The sequence below is a fragment of the Janthinobacterium sp. HH104 genome (genome assembly GCF_001758715.1).
GTDB lineage: Bacteria > Pseudomonadota > Gammaproteobacteria > Burkholderiales > Burkholderiaceae_D > Janthinobacterium > Janthinobacterium aestuarii.
The window spans coordinates 74652-91661 of sequence record NZ_LRIB01000060.1 but is presented as its reverse complement, the minus strand read 5'-3'; the positions used below and the strand labels follow the sequence as shown (position 1 = coordinate 91661).

Below are 17010 nucleotides of genomic sequence, written 5' to 3'. Positions count from 1 at the left end.
GCGTAAACAGCTGATGCTGGGCCATTTCTTCCTATGGTGAGCAAAGTTTTCTTCTTCGTTTCGTTTGCTCACGGAAAGAGAAAATGATTTTTTCGTGAAATTATTTATTGTATTCGGTAAATTTATGTAGCAAAATTCAGTGAAGCAACACCATTCACTGTGGATAGAGGAGACGGACATGCATACGAAGATGTCGGTAAGAGGCAGCGTAGAGGCGGGCAAGGGCTATCCACACGGGGCGCAGGTGCGCCATGCATCGATGCAGCGCCTGAAGGCGATCGCTTACCTGGCCCTGCTGCTGGCCGTGGTGCCGGCCGCGGCCTGCATCGCCACGGGACGCGCCGGCATGCCGGCGCCGTTCAGCGCCATGTGCGGCGTGGTGTCGTGCGCGGCAGGCGAGCATGGACTCTAGCGCGCGGCCTGCGCCTCCTCGCGGATCCATGCCATGAATGCCTGGACGGCAGGGCGCGTGGCCGCGTCGGGCCGCGTCACCAGGTAGTAGGCAAAGCGCGCGGGCCAGGGCAAGTCCAGCACTTGCACCAGGCGTCCTGCGGCGATTTCCTCCTGCGCGTACAGCTGCGGCACCAGGGCCAGTCCCTGTCCCGCCTCGGCCGCGCGTATCAACAGAAAATCATCTTCGAAGGCCGAGCCGCGCAGCGCCCGCGCCGCATCCGCGCTGCCGTCCGAGGCGCCATGCGCGGCCAGCCACAACGGCCAGTCGGCGCGGTCCGTATCGTGCAGCAGCGGGTAGCGCAGGCAATCGCCGGGCGTGGCAATGGGCGGCTGGCCTGCCATCAGGGCGGGGCTGGCGACGGGCACCAGCACGGGTGCCATTAACCGCGTCACCTGCAAGCCCGGATACTCTCCCAGGCCGTGGCGCAAGGCCACGTCGACCCTGTCGCGGCGCAGGTCGACCAGCGCCGACGTGGCTTCCACGCGCACCTCGATTTGCGGGTGGCGCTGGTTGAAGCGGCCCAGGCGCGGCACCAGCCACGCGGCGGCAAAGGTGGCGACCGTGCTGACGGTGAGCGTCTGGCGCCCACCCATGTCTTCCAGTGCCTGGCTGACGCCGGCGATCTGCGCAAAGGCACCCAGCAGGGTGGGGTGGACCATGGCGCCCGCTTCGGTCAGGCGCAAGCCCTGGCGTTCGCGCGTAAACAGGGGCATGCCGACCCGTTCTTCCAGCAGGCGGATTTGCTGGCTGACGGCGCCCGACGTCACGTGCAGCGCTTCGGCAGCGGCCTTGATGCTGCCGCGCTGGCCCACTTCGACAAAGGCGCGTAGCGCCTGGAGCGGTAATGGATGTTTCATGGATATAGTTTTTCTATAGTAAGACAGCAAAAATCATCGTTTCCATTCTCCGAAGATAAGAGCGAGGATAGCGGTGTTTGCAACGCTTATTTTACTTCAGTAAAACTATATCGACAGGATACTCCATGCACAGCATCACATCCCCGGCGGGTTCGCTTGAACTCTACACCGACAGCTCGCCCAACGGCTTCAAGGCCACGATTGCACTGGCCGAACTGGGCTTGCCGTATCAATTGCGCCATGTGCGCATTGAGCAGGGCGAACACCGGCTGCCCGCTTTCCTGGCCCGCAATCCGCACGGGCGCATTCCCGTGCTGGTCGACCACGAGACGGGCGTCACCGTGTTCGAGTCGGCCGCTATCCTGCTGTACCTGGCCGAGAAGACGGGGCGGCTGCTGCCCAAGGCGCCCGCGCAACGCTGGGCCGCCATCACCTGGCTGCAATTTCATGCGGCCAGCATGGGGCCGGTGCTGGGCCAGCGCGTGCATTTCGAGATCGCCGACGCGGGCGCGAACGTGCCCGCCACGGCGCACTTTCGCCGCTTGTGCGACGCCGCGCTAATCGCCATGGATGGCCGCCTGGCGGCCAACGCCTACCTTGCCGGCGACGACTATTCCATTGCCGACATCGCCAGCTTCGGCTGGCTGCACATCGCCCGCATCGTCGGCTTCGATTTATCCGCCTGGCCGCACGTCAGCAGCTGGTACGCCCGCGTGGCGGCGCGCCCGGCCGTGCAGCTGGGCGTCACTATCCCCGCGCCCGCCACGGGCGCCTGATTTTTATCGAGGAACAGCATGAGCAATGACAACACGGAAGGCGCCTCGTCGCAGGCCTTCACCCAGCACCGCGGCTACCGCCGCATGTTCGCGCCCGGTGCGCTCACCCTCGGCATTTATCTGCCGCTGCGCTTTTACCAGGGCGACATGCAGGCGCTGGCCGGCCAGGCCGACCTGGTCGCCGCCATGGACAGGCAAGGCTTTGCCGCCGCCTGGGTGCGCGATATTCCCCTGTTCGACCCGCGCTTCGGCGATGCGGGCCAGCTGTTCGACCCATGGACCTATCTCGCCTACCTGGCGGCGCGCACGGACTCGCTGGCCCTGGCCACGGGCAGCGCCATTTTTACCCTGCGCCATCCGATCGACCTGGCCAAGGCGGCCGCCAGCATCGACCAGTTGTCGGGCGGGCGCCTGGTGCTGGGCACGGCCTCGGGCGACCGCGCCAGCGAATTTCCCGCATATGGCGTGCCGTACGATACGCGTGGCGAACGCTATGCGCAGGCCGTGCACCTGTTCCGCCAGTTGCTGCGCCCTGGCCCCGTGGATGTCAGCAGCCCGCTGGGCAAGCTCGAGGGTCTCGAACTGCTGCCCAAGCCCGTGGCGGGCGCCATTCCCCTGATCGTCACCAGTTCCTCGGGCCAGCCGCTTGAGTGGATAGGGCGGCATGCCGATGGCTGGCTGACGTATCCGGAAGCGACCGATACGCCGGACGGGCCGCGCCGGCTGGCGGAAAAGATCCGCGCCTGGCGCCAGTGCATCCCGGATGGCGGCTTCCGCCCACACATGTGCAATGAGTGGCTGGACCTGGTGGACGACCCCGACTATCCGCGCACGCCCGTGCGCAGCGGCTATGTGCTGCGCACGGGGCGCAAGGGCTTGATCGATCTGCTGGGGGAATGGCAGGAAGCGGGCGTCAACCATGCGGCACTGGGCATCCAGCATGGCCGGCGTCCGGCCGCCGAGGTGCTGCGGGAGCTGGCGCAGGAAGTGCTGCCGCATTTTCCTTCGCATGCGGCACCGGTCAGCGCCGTGCCACGCTGGTAAGCCTGCTTAGAACGCCTGGCTGGCCGCGTAAATGAGCAAGCCGGCCAGGCCGCCCACGATGGTGCCGTTGATGCGGATGAATTGCAGGTCGCGCCCGATGGCCAGTTCGATGCGTTCGCTCATTTCTTCCTTGCTCCACAAGTCGAGGCGGCTGGCGATGAAGGCGCCCACCTCGCCCCGGTAGCGGCGCACCAGCGAGCCGCTGCCGGCGACGATGGCGCCGTTCAGCCATGCCCGCGCATGGTCGTCCGTGCCCAGCACCCGGCCCGTGTTGCGCGCCAGGCTGGCGATGGCTTGCGCCAGCACGGGCTGGTCCGCGTGCAGGTCGGCCAGCACGCGCGTGCTGATGTGCTTCCACACGTCGCCCAGCATGGCTTGCACCGTGTCGCTGGCGATCAGTTGCAACTGGTAGCGGCGCACCGTGTCCTGCCACTGCGGGTCGGCCTTCAGGTGCAGCGCGCTGTCGGCGATCCAGCCGGCGATGCGCTGGCGCAGCGGGTGATCGGGATCGATGCGCACGGCGATGGCGAATTTTTGCAGCGAGGCGATCATGCGCGGCTCGTACGCTTTCACGGCTTTTTTGATCAGCGCGTTCTCGATCTGGAAGGCGCCCAGCACGAAGTCGCCGATGGCCGCGTGGTGCGCCTCGTCGTCGAGGTAGGCGGCGCCGCGGTCGAGCAGGAAGTCCAGCAATTCTTGCGGCTTGCCGTCGGCGATCAGCGCATCGATGCAGTCGGCCGCCACGTCCGACAGGTTCAATTGACCGAGGTAGCCGCTGGCCTGTTCGCGCAGCAGGTGGCCCAGCTTGTCGTGGTCGGCCATCGCCAGCAGCTGTTTCGCCACGCCGGCGCTGGCCATGCCCAGCTGCCGCGCGTGGGCTTCGTCGGCCAGCCAGGCGCCCAGGCGCGCGGCGGGGTCGGCTTGCGCGATGCGCTCGGCGATGCCTTGCTCGGTAATGAAATGGTTTTCCACGAAGGCGCCCAGGCTGCGCCCGATGTCGGCCTTGCTGTTCGGGATGATGGCCGTATGCCACAAGGGAATGCCCAGCGGGTGGCGGAACAAGGCGACGACGGCGAACCAGTCGGCGATCGCGCCCACCATGGACGCTTCGGCGAACGCTTCCACATAGCCCCAGGCCGGGTGGCCGCCGCGCTGCGAGCGGGCCACGGCAAAGACCAGCGCGGCGAGCAGCAGCAAGCCAACGGCCAGCCACTGCATGTTGCGCAGGCGCGCGCGCTTGAGCTGGTCCGTGCTGTGGTCCAGCTGTTTGATGAGGTCGGGGGAGCGTTGCATCGATGGCGGTCTGCGGGGTTGCGAGACCGCCATCTTACTGCGATGGCGCAGTGGAGGGATTACTGTTGCGGATGCAGCAGCGAACGGCGGCGCGCGTAGCCGAAGTAGATGACCAGGCCGATCACGAGCCAGATGGTAAAGGCCACCCAGGTGACCCAGCTCAGGAAGGTCATCAGGCCCACGCACAGGATCACGGCCAGCGCCGGCACGTACGGCACGCCAGGGCAGCGGAAGGCGCGCGGCAGGTCCGGACGCTTCTTGCGCAGCACCACGACGGCGACGGAGACCATGGTGAAGGCGGCCAGGGTACCGATGTTGATCAGCTCAGCGAGGATGTTGAGCGGGATCACGGCGGCGATCAGGCCGAAGACGATGCCGACCAGCCAGGTGGCGAAGAACGGCGTGTGGAAGCGCGGGTGCACGGTCGACAGGCGCTTGGGCAGCAAGCCGTCGCGCGACATGGCGAAGATGATGCGCGTCTGGCCGAAGGCCATCACGAGGATCACGGTGGTCATGCCGAGGATGGCGCCCAGGTCGACGAAGCCGGCGATCCAGTTTTCGCCCGCATACTGCAGGGCCAGCGAGACGGGATGGTCGACGCCGAGGAATTTTTGATATGGCACGATGCCCGTCATGATGGCCGACACCACGACGTACAGCACGGCGCACACGGCCAAGGATCCTATGATGCCGATCGGCAGGTCGCGCGACGGTTTCTTGACTTCCTCGGCGGCCGAAGTGACGGCGTCAAAGCCGATGAAGGCGAAGAAGACGAGGGCGGCGGCGCTCAGCATGCCGTGGTAGCCGAACGGCATGTAGGGCTGCCAGTTGGCCGGCTGCACGTGGCGCGCGCCGAAGATGATGAACAGCAGGACCACGCCTACCTTGATGGCGACCATGATGTTGTTCAGGCGCGCCGATTCGCGCACGCCCCAGCCCAGCATGGCCGTCAGCAGCAGCATGATGACGAGGGCCGGCAGGTTGATGAAGGTGGTCACGCCAGGCAGGGCACCGGGCGCCGCCGTCAGGGCGACGGGCAGGGCGATGCCAAAGCCCGACAGCAGCGACTGGAAGTAGCCGGACCAGCCGACGGAGACGGCGGCCGCGGCCAGGCCGTACTCGAGCAGCAGGTCCCAGCCTATCATCCAGGCGGCCAGCTCGCCCAAAGTGGCATAGCTGTAGGTATAGATGGAGCCGGCCACGGGCACGGTGGAAGCGAATTCCGCATAGCACAGGGCGGCGAAACAGCAGGCGACGGCCGCCACGACGAACGACAGCGACAAGGCGGGCCCGGCCGTCAGGGCGCCCGTGCCGGTGAGCACAAAAATGCCCGTGCCGACGATGGCGCCTATGCCCATGAGGACAAGGTCGAAGGGCCCCAGCACTTTCGCCAGACCTCCCGGTTTCTTGCTGTGGGCGATCATGTCATCCAAATTCTTGGTTCTAAATAAGCTCACTGTGTCTCCTGGTGGTTTTTGTCATGGCGCCATTGCCGCCTCGTGAGTAGCACGACGCAGCCAGATTCTAGCCCACGCGCCCGGGATTCCAGAAGGAAAACCGTATGGTGCCGTGCGCGCCAGCCCCGCAAACTTGTCCGGCCGGCAAAAAAACAGCCCCGGATGGTGAGCCGGGGCTGGAAAGGAGACTGCTACAGTTGGTTACTCTGGCTTACTTGGCAAAGTGCGCTTCGATCTCTTCCAGGGTCTTGCCCTTGGTTTCCGGCAGCAGGAAGGCGGCCGCCAGGAAGTACAGCACCGTGCAGCCGGCGCCGAAGAAGAACAGGGTCGAATAACCGTGCAAGCCCACGGTCGGCAGGAAGATGGCGGCGATCACCGTCGAGACGAACTGGTTGACGAGCAGCGCGATGCTCATGCCGTTCGAGCGGATGCGCGTCGGCATCAGTTCGGATAGGGCCAGCCACACGCACACGCCCGGTCCCACGGCAAAGCTGGACACGAACACGCAGATGGCGATCGCCACCAGCCAGCCGTGCGTGGACGAGGGCACGGGGCCCAGGCTGGCCTTCTCGATGCGCAGCGGCGCTTCGCGGCCGGCGGCCGGGTCGGCGAACGGGTTCAGGTGCAGCTTGCGGAAGAACACGCCAATCACGCTGTCGGGCTGCACGGCCTCGTCGCGGGCGATCGTCACCTGGCGCAGCACGGCGTCGTCGCTGCGCAAGCTTTTTACGTTCGTGAACGGGCCGTAGGCGTAGGCGATGGTCAGCTGCTGCGGCGTGCCGTCGGCCGCCGCACCCAGGGCCGTCAAGGCGGCCGCATCGAGCTGCAAGGCCAGGCCATCGGCCTGCACTTGCGCCGCGATGGCGGGGCGCACGTCGACCAGGTGGGCTTCGGCGCCGCGGAACAGAAGGCCGGCCGCCAGCAGCGAGACGACGATGCCGCCCGTGCCCAGCATCAGCAGGAACTTGCGGCCCTTGCGGTCGACCAGCAGTACGGCCACCACCGTCATCACGGCATTGAGTACTTTCAGTAAGACGTCCGCCATGTTGGCCGAGGCGCCCGACAGGCCCGCCTGGTTCAGGATATTGACGACATAGGCGAGGATGGAATTGATGCCCGTCGCCTGCGTGCAGGCGAGGATCAAACAGGCCAGCAGGAAGGGCAGCACGTAGCGGCGGCTCAGCAGCGGGTCTTTCGCCTTGCCGCTGGCCTTGGCCGTATTCTCGGGCGTATCTTGCATCTCGCGCAGTTCGATGTCGGCGGCGGCGGGCAAACGCGTGCGCAGCAGCGACTGGCGCGCCTGCTCGATGCAGCCCCGTTGCGCCAGCCAGCGCGGCGACTCGGCCAGCAGCAGGGCGCCGACGGTAAACACGAGGCCCGGCGTCAAACAGACCCAGAAGATGCTGCGCCAGGCCTGGTCCTTGGCCGTGAAGATGGCGGCGACGCGGCCCGCTTCCGGCAACGCCTGCGCGGCCTGCGTGGCCGTTTCCACCGTCTGCGCCTGCATCAGGCCGATCAGGGCGGCGGCCACCAGGCCGATGGTCAGCAGCAGCTGGAACAGGGCGGCGCCGCGTCCACGCTGCTGCGCGGGCAGGCATTCAGCCAGGTACAAAGGCACGACGACGCCGATCAAGCCGCCACTGATGCCTTGCAGCAGACGGCCCAGCAGCAGCGGCGTGTAGCCGTCGGCCAGCGCGATCAGCGGGATGCTGGCGCTGAACAGGGCGCCGGCCAGGAACATCACCCAGCGCCGGCCCAAGAGGTCGGCCAGGGCGCCGGCGAACAGCGACGACAGCACGGAACCCAATAGCACGGCGGCGACGATAAAGCTCAGCTGCTGGGCCGTCAGTTTCCATGCCACGGAGGCCGTCGATTCCAGGTAGGGCAGGGCGCCGGCGATGATGCCGATGTCTATGCCGTACAGCAATCCCCCCATGCCGGCAATAAATAGCAGGTAGCGCATGGCCCACACGGGGGCCTTGTGTGACGTGTCGTGCATGGTAACTCCGGGACGGGGTTGAGGTAAGTTGAGGTGGTCTAGCGGGTGGAAAGATCGATGGCCGTGCCTTCGACGAAGACGGACACTGGCTGTAGTGTGGAATCGAGGACGACGATGTCGGCCCAGGCGCCCGGCGCCAATCGGCCCCGGTCGGACTCGCCCAGGTAGTCGGCCGGGTACAGCGACAAGCGGTTCGAGGCGTCGGCCAGGTCCAGGCCCAGGTCGACGAAATTGCGCAGGGCCTGGTCCATGGTCAGTACGCTGCCGGCCAGGGAACCGGTGGCCAGGCGCACGCAGCCCAGGCATTTGTAGACGCGCTGCGTGCCCAGGCCGTACTCGCCGTCCGGCATGCCGGTGGCCGAGGTGGCGTCCGTCACGCCGTACAGGCGCGGGATGGCGCGCAGGGCCGCGCGCAGGGCGCCCTTGGCCACGTGCTGCAGGTCGGGGATGATTTCCGCGTATTCGGCGTGCGCCAGCGCCGCGCCGACCATGCCCGGGTCGTAATGTGTCATGCCCGTCATGCCGTTGTACAGGTGGGTAAAGCCGGACACACCGGCGTTCAGCGCGGCCACGCCTTCGTCATACGTGCCGGCGCTGTGGCCGATCTGCACGCGGATGCCCATAGCCGCCAGCTGCGGGATCAGTTCCAAATGGCCTGGGATTTCCGGCGCCATGGTCAGGACCTTGATGGGGGCGATGGCGTGGAAGCGCTGCACCAGCGCCAGGCTGGCCTGCACGACGTCGGGCGGCTGCGCGCCCAGGCGGTGCAAATTCAAAAACGGTCCTTCCAGGTGCACGCCCAGCATGCGCGCGCCGTTGGTGGGGCGCTCGGCGATGACGCCGGCCAGGCCTTGCAGGGCGCGCAGGATCGACGGTTCTTTCGCCGTCAGGGTCGTGCCCAGCAGGGCCGTGGTGCCGTGGCGCGCGTGCACCTGCGCCACGGTGGCGCCCGCGTTCCCGCCTTCCATGATGTCGACGCCGGCCGCGCCATGCACGTGCAGGTCGATGAAGCCGGGCAGGATGGTCAGCGCGCTGTCGGCGGCAGGGTCTTCTTGTATCTGGACGATGCGCTGGTCAAAGGTGATGGTGCCCGTGATCCAGCCAGATGGGGTAAGGATTCTGCCGCTCAGCATGTGTTATTCCGCTATAAAAAGTTCGATGCCCAGCTTTTGCAGCCCTTCGCGGTACTCCTGGCTGATGCTGGCATCGGTGATGACGGTATCGACCCGGTCCAGCTGCACGATGCGGTGCAGGCTGACGCGGCCGAACTTGGAGGCGTCCGTGAGGACGATGATTTTCTTGGCCCGTTCCACCATCTTGTGGTTCAGGCTTGCTTCCGCTTCGTGGTGGGTGGTCACGCCAAACTGCAGGTCGAAACCGTCGACGCCCAGAAACAGCTTGTCGAAGCTGTAGGCCTGCAAGCAGGTTTCCGCCTGGCTGCCCTGGATCGACAGCGACTGCTTGCGCAGCAGGCCGCCCGTGAGGATCAGGTCCACGCCGGGCGCGTCGGCCAGTTCCCACGCGATGTTCAGGCCATTCGTGGCCACCGTCACGCCCGTCGCATCGCGCAGATGGCGCGCCAGCGAGATGGTGGTGGTGCCCGAGTCGATGATGATGTTGTCGCCCGGTTCCACCAGCCGCGCCGCATAGGCGCCGATGCGCTCCTTCTGCTCGTGGTTGATGGCATCCTTCTGGCGTATCGTGTGTTCAAGCGGGGGCGTGCGCGTCAGGGTCGCGCCGCCGTGGCTGCGCGTGGCCATGCCTTGCGCTTCCAGCGCATTCAAGTCGCTGCGGATGGTGACCGCGGACACGCCGAGCTTTTCCACCAAGTCGGTCACTTGCACCGAGCCCTGCTGGGCAAGCATTTGGAGGATGGATTCACGGCGTTGGCTGGTATTTCGCATGGTGGCGGGCTCGGTAAAAAGTGAAAATACCGAGCTTAACAGATTGCCGCTTCGGCAATGACGGGGACTGCCGCATTACGGTTGCAGGCGCGCGCATATTGCGCCAGCAAGCTGCCGATCTTGTGCTCGATCAGGGCCTGCGCCTGCGCCGGCAAGCTGCCCTGCACCACGGCCAGATACTGTTCCGGCAAATGCTGGCTCAGGAGCGGCAGCGGAATGGCCACCGTATCCAGGTTGGCCAGCAGCTTGCCGACGGCGGCCGCCACTTCCGGCTCGCCCCAGTAATAGCGGCAACGGTCGCTCAAGCCGTAGCGGCGCATCAGGCGCTGCTCGTCCGGCGTGCCCAGGTAATGCTTGATCCAGTTCTTCGGCTTGGCCACCATCACGTCGTCGAGCACCTGCATCAGCTGCGAGGTGGCGTGCGCCGGCAGCAGTTCCTCCTCGATCTGGCACAGGGCGAACAGCGCTTCGCGCAGCGCGAAGGTGGCGGCCGGGCCCACTTTCAGGATGGCGAAATGGTCGCGCACCATGGCGTGCAGCGCCGTTTCGCGCTGGTAGTCGGTGGAATGGGCTTCGAACACGAGGCCCGGCTGCTCGGCGACAAAGGCAGACAGTTCGGCGGCGGCATCCGCATCGTAATGCTGGATGCTGCTCTGGTCGAAATCGACACCCGGCTGCACCACCATGGCGATGACGCGGCGCCAGGCGCCATGCAATTCCTTGTCGAGGAAGGCGCGGCGGTGCACGTCGAGCGTACGGCGCGCCGCTTGCGGGCTGGTGACGGCGCCCGCTTGCGCCAGCGACGCTTCGCCGCCGGGAACCGGTACTTCCGTGCCGATCACGTAGACGGGCGGCGCGAAGCCGGCGGCGGCCGCCGCTTCCTCGGCGACGATGCACAGGCGCGCCGAACGGGCGGCCACGGTTTCATCGTCGAGCTGCAAGGGATCGTCGGCACAGCGCATGCTGCAATCGAGGTGGATCTTATGGAAGCCGGCCGACGCATATGCGGCGATCAGGGTTTCGGCGTGGTTCATCGCGGTGGCCGCATCGAGGTGCTGCCAGGCGTTCGGGCCCAAATGGTCGCCGCCCAGCACGAGGCGGCTGGCGGGGAAACCCTGTTCGCGGGCCAGTGCCAGCATGGTGTCGCGGAAAACGGCCGGAGTCATGCCCGTGTAGCCGCCGAACTGGTCGACCTGGTTCGACGTCGCCTCGACCAGCAGCACGGTGTCGTACTCGCTGGCCACGCGCATGGCGGCGCGCAGCACGCTCGGGTGGCTGCAGCAGACGGCGTACAGTCCCACGCGCTCGCCGCGGCGGTGCGCCTTGATCACTTGCTGGATCGGGGACAGGGTAAAAGTCGGGTTTTCCGCTTGTTTCATGATGGTTACGCCTTTGTATGTTGTCGTATCAAAAGGGCCGCGCCGCGCGCGCCGCCGGCGTCGCCAAAGCGGGGCGGCAGAATGGGCGGCACGTGCACGCCGGGGAACAGATGGCGCTTCACGGCGGCCGGCAGCTTGTCGTACAAATGCGGCAGCTTGGACAAGCCGCCGCCAAGCACGATGACGTGCGGGTCGTAGGCCAGCACGAGGCCGGCCAGCGCGTGGCCCAGCACGTCGAGGTGCACGGCCACCGTGCGCTGGGCCACGGCGTCGCCCATGTTGGCGCGCGCCACGATGGCCAGAGGCTCGGCGCCGTCGCCGCCGAAGTGCGCGTGGAGTTTGCGCATGGCGGGGCCGGAGACATAGCGCTCGAGGCAGCCCGCCTTGCCGCACGGGCAGTCGTAACCGGCCAGGCCATGCTGCGCCATCAGGGTGGCGGGCAGGCTCCAGTGGCCCCATTCGCCGGCCACGCCGTTAAAGCCGCGCAACAGCTGGCCGCCCACGCAATAGCCGCCGCCGGCGCCCGTGCCGAGGATGGCGCCGAACATGCTGGCGGCATTGTCGGCCGCGCCGCCTTGCGCTTCCGACAGGGCGAAGCACTGGCAATCGTTGCCGATGGCGACAGGGCGCTGCAAGGCTTGCTGCAGGGTTTGCGCCACGAGGCGGCCGTTCAGGGCCGGCACGTTGGAACTGAGCTGGCGGCCGCTGGCGCTGTCGATCACGCCGGGCAAGCCGATGCCGACGGGCGCCGTCGTGCCCAGCGCCGCGTCGCCGCGTGCCACCAGGCCGGTGATGGCTTGCACGAAGGCGTTGAAATCGTCGCCGGGCGTGGCGACCCGTTCGCGGAACACTTCTTCCAGCGCGCCATCGCGGTCGGCAAAGGCGACCAGCTCTATCTTGCTGCCGCCGATGTCGATGCCGTGGTAGCCGGCTGTGTGATTAGAATTGGTCATGGCCATAGATGGTGACGCCTTGCACGACACGGTTGACGATGCCGCCGGCGAATGGATTGTCGGGGCGCAGTTGCAGCAGTGCGGACTGGTGCAGCGCATATTGCTGCGCCATCAGCAGCCACAGCGGGGCCAGCCAGGCGTCGGGCCAGGCCGGCGCATCGGCAGATAAGTCACCGCCGATACCGACGGTCAGGCACGTCTGCGCCACGCTGTCGCGCTGCAGTTCTTTCAATAGGTCGTCTTCGTACTGGCGCGCCAGCGGCTTGCTGCTGCGCAGCAGGATCACCAGCGACTCCGTGGTGACGGCCGATTTCGGGCCGTGGCGGAAGCCCAGCGGCGTATTCGCCATCGCCATCACGCGGCCACCCGTCAATTCCAGGATCTTCAATGCCGCTTCCTTGGCCAGCGCTTCCAGCGGGCCGCTGCCCAGGTAGACGACGCGCCGCACCGGTGTCGAACCCAGGTCCGCCACGGGGGCAGACCAGTCGTGCAAGGCGTGTTCGCCCAGCTGTGCCAGGGTGTCCAGGCGCGACAAATCAGTATCCTTGCCCAGTACCGACAGGGCCGCCAGCAGCATGCTGCTGAAACTGCTGGTCATGGCGAAGCCGCGGTCGCAGCTGCCTTCCGGCATCAGCAGATTATAGGTATTGCTGTCGTTTGCGCCCTGGCGCGCCAGCTTGCCGTCCGCATTGCAGGTGATGTTCAGAAAGCGCGCGCCGGGCACGACCTGGCGCAGCAATTCCACGGCCGCCAGGCTTTCCGGGCTGTCGCCGCTGCGGGCAAACGAGACGAGCAGGGTGGGCGCATCCGCTTCCAGGTACAGCTCATGGTGCGTCAGCAAAGTCGTGGTGGCGATGGCGCGGATCTGCGCGGGCCAGGCCGCATTCAGGGTATCGACGACGATTTCGCCCACATAGGCCGAGCTGCCGGCGCCCGTGAGGATGACGCGTTGTTGGGGGTTCGACAGCGCGTCGCCGAGGAAGGCGGCCAGTGTCGCTTGCTCTTTGCGCAAGATGGTGGCCAGCGCGCGCCAGATAGCTGGCTGGTGGGCGATTTCCTCGGCCGTGTGCAGGCCGCCGATGTCGCGCCAGGTTTGAATGTCACGCTGAAGAAGGGTAGTCATGAGAGGTCAGTAAAGTGTTTGTTGGAGAAAGCATAAATACTAAATTTCGAAAAGTCAAATACGAAAGTAAAACGAAAGTAAATAGTTTGGCGGCTTGCGAAATAATGTCGTTTTAATGGCCCTGAAGCATGCTGCGGTGCAGCGCAAAAGCCGGTGGCGGCGCGGCCTGTCGCTGAAATGCCACGATAACGAAAGTATCTTTTGTGACATTTTGGTGAAACGTAAGAAAAATGCGCCAATTCTGGGCATTTTATTAATAAATTGCCGCTTTAACTTTCTTTTGATTGACGATATTTATTTTTCTTCTTAAAGTATTTCCATCACTTCGATTTTCTGAAAGCCAGCAGATGAAACCTCTCCCGCTTCCCCGCCGCGCTCTTGTCGCCTGCGTCCTGGCCGCCCTTGCCACCCTTGCCGCACCGGGCCTGCAGGCCGCGCCTATCGGTAACCTGACCAGCTTGAGCGCCGTGCACGCGGCCGACGTGGCCAAGGGCGAGGCGCTGGGCTGGGACCTGCGCAGCGACACGGGCATGCAACTGCGCATCAGCCTGTCGCAGGTGGACGTGCTGCGCATCCAGGCCGGCGGCAAGGCAGGCTTGACGGGGCCCGGCGACAAGGCAGCGCCCATCGTCGTGGGCCAGCCTGCCGCGCAGGTGGCGTACCAGATCAAGGAACAGCCCGACCATATCCTGATCAGCACGGATGCCCTGAGCCTGCGCATCGACCGCAAACCGTTGCGTTTTTCCCTTTTCCGCAACGGTGATGCGGTGCCGCTGTGGCGCGAGGTGCAGCCGCTGTCGCTCGACGACAAGCAGGGCGTGCAGGTGCTATCGAGCCTGCCGGGCGAGCGTTACTTTGGCGGCGGCCAGCAGAATGGCCGCTTCGAATTCAAGGGCAAGCAGGTGCCCGTATCGTATTCGGGCGGCTGGGAAGAGGGCGACCGGCCGAATCCCGCTCCATTCCTCATGAGTTCACGCGGCTGGGGCATGCTGCGCAATACCTGGTCCGACGGGAACTACGATCTGCGCGACAAGGAGCAGATCTCGCTGCAGCACGCGGAAGGCCGCTTCGATGCGTATTTCTTCGTCGGCAAGGACTTGCGCGACGTCGTCGCCCGCTACACGGAGTTGACGGGCCGCGCGCGCATGCTGCCCCGCTGGGCGTTGGAATACGGCGACGCCGATTGCTACAACGATGGCGACAACGTGAAAAAGCCCGGTTCCGTGCCGAAGAACTGGACGGACGGCCCCACCGGCAAGACGCCGGACGTGGTGGAAACGGTGGCGCGCCAGTACCGCGAACACGACATGCCGGGCGGCTGGATACTGCCCAACGACGGCTATGGCTGCGGTTACACGAATTTGCCGGAAACGGTGAAGGGCCTGGCCGGCTATGGCTTTCGCACGGGCCTGTGGACGGAAAACGGCGTCGACAAGATCGCCTGGGAAGTGGGTCAGGCGGGCAGCCGCGTGCAAAAACTGGACGTGGCGTGGACGGGCAAGGGCTACCAGTTCGCCATGGACGCGAACAAGTCGGCCTACGACGGCATCCTGAACAACTCCGACAGCCGCCCCTTCCTGTGGACGGTGATGGGCTGGGCCGGCATCCAGCGCTACGCTGTGGCGTGGACGGGCGACCAGAGCGCCAGTTGGGACTACATCCGCTGGCACATCCCGACCCTGATCGGCTCGGGCCTGTCCGGCCAGGCCTATGCATCGGGCGATGTGGACGCCATCTTCGGCGGCAGCCCGGAAACCTATTTGCGCGACCTGCAGTGGAAAAGCTTTACGCCCGTCCTTATGGGCATGTCCGGCTGGGCCGCGGCCGAGCGCAAGCACCCGTGGTGGTTCGATGAGCCGTACCGCGACATCAACCGCCGCTATCTGAAACTCAAGATGCGTTTGACGCCGTATATGTATACCCTCGTGCGCGAAGCGGAGCAATCGGGCGCGCCGCTGGTGCGCGGCCTGATGTGGGATTACCCGCAAGACCCGGCCGCCTATACGGAAGCCTATAAATACCAGTTTCTGTTGGGCCGCGACGTGCTGGTGGCGCCCGTCTACCGCAGCCAGGCCGTCAGCGGCGGCTGGCGCAAGGGCATCCACCTGCCGCAGGGCACGTGGTATGACTACTGGGATGGCCGCCAGGCCACGGCCGACGCCAAGGGGCGCGACCTCGATCTGCAGGTGACGCTCGATAAACTGCCCGTGTTCGTGCGCGCCGGCGCCATCCTGCCCATGTATCCAGAAATGCTGTACGACGGCCAGAAGCCGAAGGATCAGCTGACCCTCGATATCTACCCGCACGGCGATTCCGACTACACCCTGTATGAAGACGACGGCAATACGCGCCAGTACCAGGGCGGCGCCTTCAGCCAGCAAGTCATCCGCATGCGCCAGACGGGCGCCGACGTGCAGGTCGACATCGGCGCCGTCGATGGCCGGTACCAGGGCCAGGAAGCGCGCCGCGCTTATGTGCTGCGCATGCTGGCAGGCCAGACACCGGCCGCCGTGCGCGCCGGCGAACGCCTGATCGCGGCATCCGCCGGCCGTGCCGCCTACGACAAGGCGGCAGAGGGCTGGTATTTTGATGCGGCGGACAGACAAGGCACCCTGCACGTGAAAGTGGCGGCGCAGGATATCCGCCAGCGCTTGATGCTGCAGGTCGCCGGCGCGCTGGCCGTGGCACGCACGGATGCCGACTTCCCGGCGGCACCCGTGCCGGGCCGCGCCTTGCCGGCCGACGCCATGCAGGTGGTGGCGCGTCCTGCGGAAGAAAGCGGCTATCCGCTGGAAAACGCTTTCGATGGCAAGCCGGAGACGTGGTTCCGTACCGTGCGCAGCCCGTCCGTGAAAAGCGGGCCGCATGAATGGGTGATCGGCTTTACGGAACGGCGCCTGGTGGACGGCATCGAACTGGCGCCGCGCAATGACCAGCACTGGAAGCATGGCCAGGTGCGCGACTATGAAATCTACATCGGCGACAACAACGGCGAGTGGGGCGCGCCGCTGGTGCGCGGCACATTGAAACTGCAGGAAGGCATGCAGACGATCAACTTCCCCGCCACGGCCGGGCGCTTGCTGCGCTTTCGCGTCATGAGCATGCAAAATCCGGAAGGCGATGGCGCGGCGACCCTGGACCCGATGGTAACGGCGGCGCAAGCGGGTCCGGTGGCGCGCGCGTTCGACGCGGCGCTGGCGACCGACGTGGCGCCCGTCACCTTGTCCGCATTCCGCGTGCTCGAGCACAGAGTGGCCGAAGGCGAGGAAGTGCAGCGCTACCTGTCGGACCTGGCGTTGCCGAAGACTATCGCGAAAGACCGGCCAGCCGGCAAGGCGGCCGAGATGCGCATGAACGGGCTGTGGTTCCGCAAGGGCCTCGGCGTGGGACCCGCCAGCCGCATCGACTTGCAGCTGGCGGGCAACTGGAATCTGCTGCGCGCCGACCTGGGCGTGGACGATAGCTGCCGCAGCGCGGGCGGCTTGCAATTCCAGGTCTGGAGCGGTGAGCGGCTGCTGTATGACAGCGGCCTGGTCACGGCTCCCGGGGTGGTCAAACCCGAAATCGACGTGCGCGGCCTGAGCCAGCTCAGTTTGCGCACCCTGGGCGCGCGCGGCGCCCACCCGGCCCAGGTCTGCGGCAACTGGGCCAACGCCGTACTCACCGGCACGGAAGGCGCGACAGTCAAGCCGCGCTAACTGCTTCAATCATTTCACTAAAAAGAGCCCCTCTTCGGACCGGGGAGGGGCTCTTGCAACCTGACGAAAACAA

The 17010-nt window shown here is 65.9% G+C and carries 13 protein-coding genes; 4 read left to right on the top strand and 9 right to left on the bottom strand.

Translation table 11 applies throughout. From position 1 onward, the window contains the following. Nucleotides 1-178: 178 nt before the first annotated feature. Entirely contained in the window at nt 179-412 is a 234-nt protein-coding gene (locus JAB6_RS27335) for a hypothetical protein (RefSeq protein ID WP_070305935.1), read from the top strand. On the opposite strand, the gene JAB6_RS27330 is transcribed toward JAB6_RS27335, so the two are convergent. After that, nucleotides 409-1311, bottom strand: coding sequence for a LysR substrate-binding domain-containing protein (locus tag JAB6_RS27330; RefSeq protein ID WP_070305933.1), 903 nt, complete (start codon nt 1309-1311; stop codon nt 409-411). The genes JAB6_RS27335 and JAB6_RS27330 overlap by 4 nt on opposite strands. Before the next feature lie 125 nt (nt 1312-1436). On the opposite strand from JAB6_RS27330, the gene JAB6_RS27325 reads away from it, so the two are divergent. After that, a complete protein-coding gene (locus tag JAB6_RS27325) occupies nt 1437-2087 on the top strand; it encodes a glutathione S-transferase family protein (RefSeq protein WP_070305931.1) in 651 nt (216 codons plus the stop codon). A gap of 18 nt (nt 2088-2105) precedes the next feature. Further along, on the top strand, nt 2106-3131 hold the full coding sequence (locus JAB6_RS27320; protein WP_070305930.1) for an LLM class oxidoreductase: 1026 nt from the start codon (nt 2106-2108) through the stop codon (nt 3129-3131). 6 nt (nt 3132-3137) lie between these two features. Here JAB6_RS27320 and JAB6_RS27315 read toward each other — a convergent pair whose 3' ends face one another. From JAB6_RS27315 to JAB6_RS27280, 8 genes are all read right to left on the bottom strand, one after another. Next, complete coding sequence (locus tag JAB6_RS27315; protein ID WP_070305928.1) at nt 3138-4424, bottom strand: DUF445 domain-containing protein; 1287 nt, start codon at nt 4422-4424, stop codon at nt 3138-3140. A gap of 59 nt (nt 4425-4483) precedes the next feature. Then, nucleotides 4484-5881, bottom strand: coding sequence for an amino acid permease (locus JAB6_RS27310; protein WP_034751289.1), 1398 nt, complete (start codon nt 5879-5881; stop codon nt 4484-4486). Between the two features lie 211 nt (nt 5882-6092). Beyond that, nucleotides 6093-7880, bottom strand: coding sequence for an MFS transporter (locus tag JAB6_RS27305; protein ID WP_070305927.1), 1788 nt, complete (start codon nt 7878-7880; stop codon nt 6093-6095). A gap of 38 nt (nt 7881-7918) precedes the next feature. Continuing rightward, the gene (locus JAB6_RS27300) at nt 7919-9013 is read right to left on the bottom strand and encodes an N-acetylglucosamine-6-phosphate deacetylase (RefSeq protein ID WP_070305925.1); all 1095 of its coding nucleotides are present in this window, start codon (nt 9011-9013) and stop codon (nt 7919-7921) included. 3 nt (nt 9014-9016) lie between these two features. Continuing rightward, nucleotides 9017-9784, bottom strand: coding sequence for a DeoR family transcriptional regulator (locus JAB6_RS27295; RefSeq protein ID WP_034751280.1), 768 nt, complete (start codon nt 9782-9784; stop codon nt 9017-9019). 35 nt (nt 9785-9819) lie between these two features. After that, nucleotides 9820-11163 carry a D-tagatose-bisphosphate aldolase, class II, non-catalytic subunit gene (locus tag JAB6_RS27290; RefSeq protein ID WP_217494663.1) on the bottom strand — a complete coding sequence of 448 codons (1344 nt, stop codon included), beginning with the start codon at nt 11161-11163 and terminating at the stop codon, nt 9820-9822. A gap of 5 nt (nt 11164-11168) precedes the next feature. Further along, the gene (locus tag JAB6_RS27285; RefSeq protein ID WP_070305923.1) at nt 11169-12116 is read right to left on the bottom strand and encodes an ROK family protein; all 948 of its coding nucleotides are present in this window, start codon (nt 12114-12116) and stop codon (nt 11169-11171) included. Beyond that, nucleotides 12103-13239, bottom strand: a complete 1137-nt coding sequence (locus tag JAB6_RS27280) for an SIS domain-containing protein (RefSeq protein WP_070305919.1) — start codon at nt 13237-13239, stop codon at nt 12103-12105. The genes JAB6_RS27285 and JAB6_RS27280 overlap by 14 nt, the downstream gene beginning before the upstream one ends. 347 nt (nt 13240-13586) lie before the next feature. Here JAB6_RS27280 and JAB6_RS27275 point away from each other — a divergent pair, with 347 nt between their 5' ends. Further along, entirely contained in the window at nt 13587-16937 is a 3351-nt protein-coding gene (locus tag JAB6_RS27275; RefSeq protein ID WP_070305917.1) for a TIM-barrel domain-containing protein, read from the top strand. Nucleotides 16938-17010: the final 73 nt, after the last annotated feature.

What these genes read in the sequence shown, in the direction of transcription:
- JAB6_RS27335 (WP_070305935.1), top strand. Translation starts at nt 179, where the DNA reads ATGCATACGAAGATGTCGGTAAGAGGCAGCGTAGAGGCGGGCAAGGGC.
- JAB6_RS27330 (WP_070305933.1), bottom strand. Translation starts at nt 1,311, where the DNA reads ATGAAACATCCATTACCGCTCCAGGCGCTACGCGCCTTTGTCGAAGTG.
- JAB6_RS27325 (WP_070305931.1), top strand. Translation starts at nt 1,437, where the DNA reads ATGCACAGCATCACATCCCCGGCGGGTTCGCTTGAACTCTACACCGAC.
- JAB6_RS27320 (WP_070305930.1), top strand. Translation starts at nt 2,106, where the DNA reads ATGAGCAATGACAACACGGAAGGCGCCTCGTCGCAGGCCTTCACCCAG.
- JAB6_RS27315 (WP_070305928.1), bottom strand. Translation starts at nt 4,424, where the DNA reads ATGCAACGCTCCCCCGACCTCATCAAACAGCTGGACCACAGCACGGAC.
- JAB6_RS27305 (WP_070305927.1), bottom strand. Translation starts at nt 7,880, where the DNA reads ATGCACGACACGTCACACAAGGCCCCCGTGTGGGCCATGCGCTACCTG.
- JAB6_RS27300 (WP_070305925.1), bottom strand. Translation starts at nt 9,013, where the DNA reads ATGCTGAGCGGCAGAATCCTTACCCCATCTGGCTGGATCACGGGCACC.
- JAB6_RS27295 (WP_034751280.1), bottom strand. Translation starts at nt 9,784, where the DNA reads ATGCGAAATACCAGCCAACGCCGTGAATCCATCCTCCAAATGCTTGCC.
- JAB6_RS27290 (WP_217494663.1), bottom strand. Translation starts at nt 11,163, where the DNA reads ATGAAACAAGCGGAAAACCCGACTTTTACCCTGTCCCCGATCCAGCAA.
- JAB6_RS27285 (WP_070305923.1), bottom strand. Translation starts at nt 12,116, where the DNA reads ATGACCAATTCTAATCACACAGCCGGCTACCACGGCATCGACATCGGC.
- JAB6_RS27280 (WP_070305919.1), bottom strand. Translation starts at nt 13,239, where the DNA reads ATGACTACCCTTCTTCAGCGTGACATTCAAACCTGGCGCGACATCGGC.
- JAB6_RS27275 (WP_070305917.1), top strand. Translation starts at nt 13,587, where the DNA reads ATGAAACCTCTCCCGCTTCCCCGCCGCGCTCTTGTCGCCTGCGTCCTG.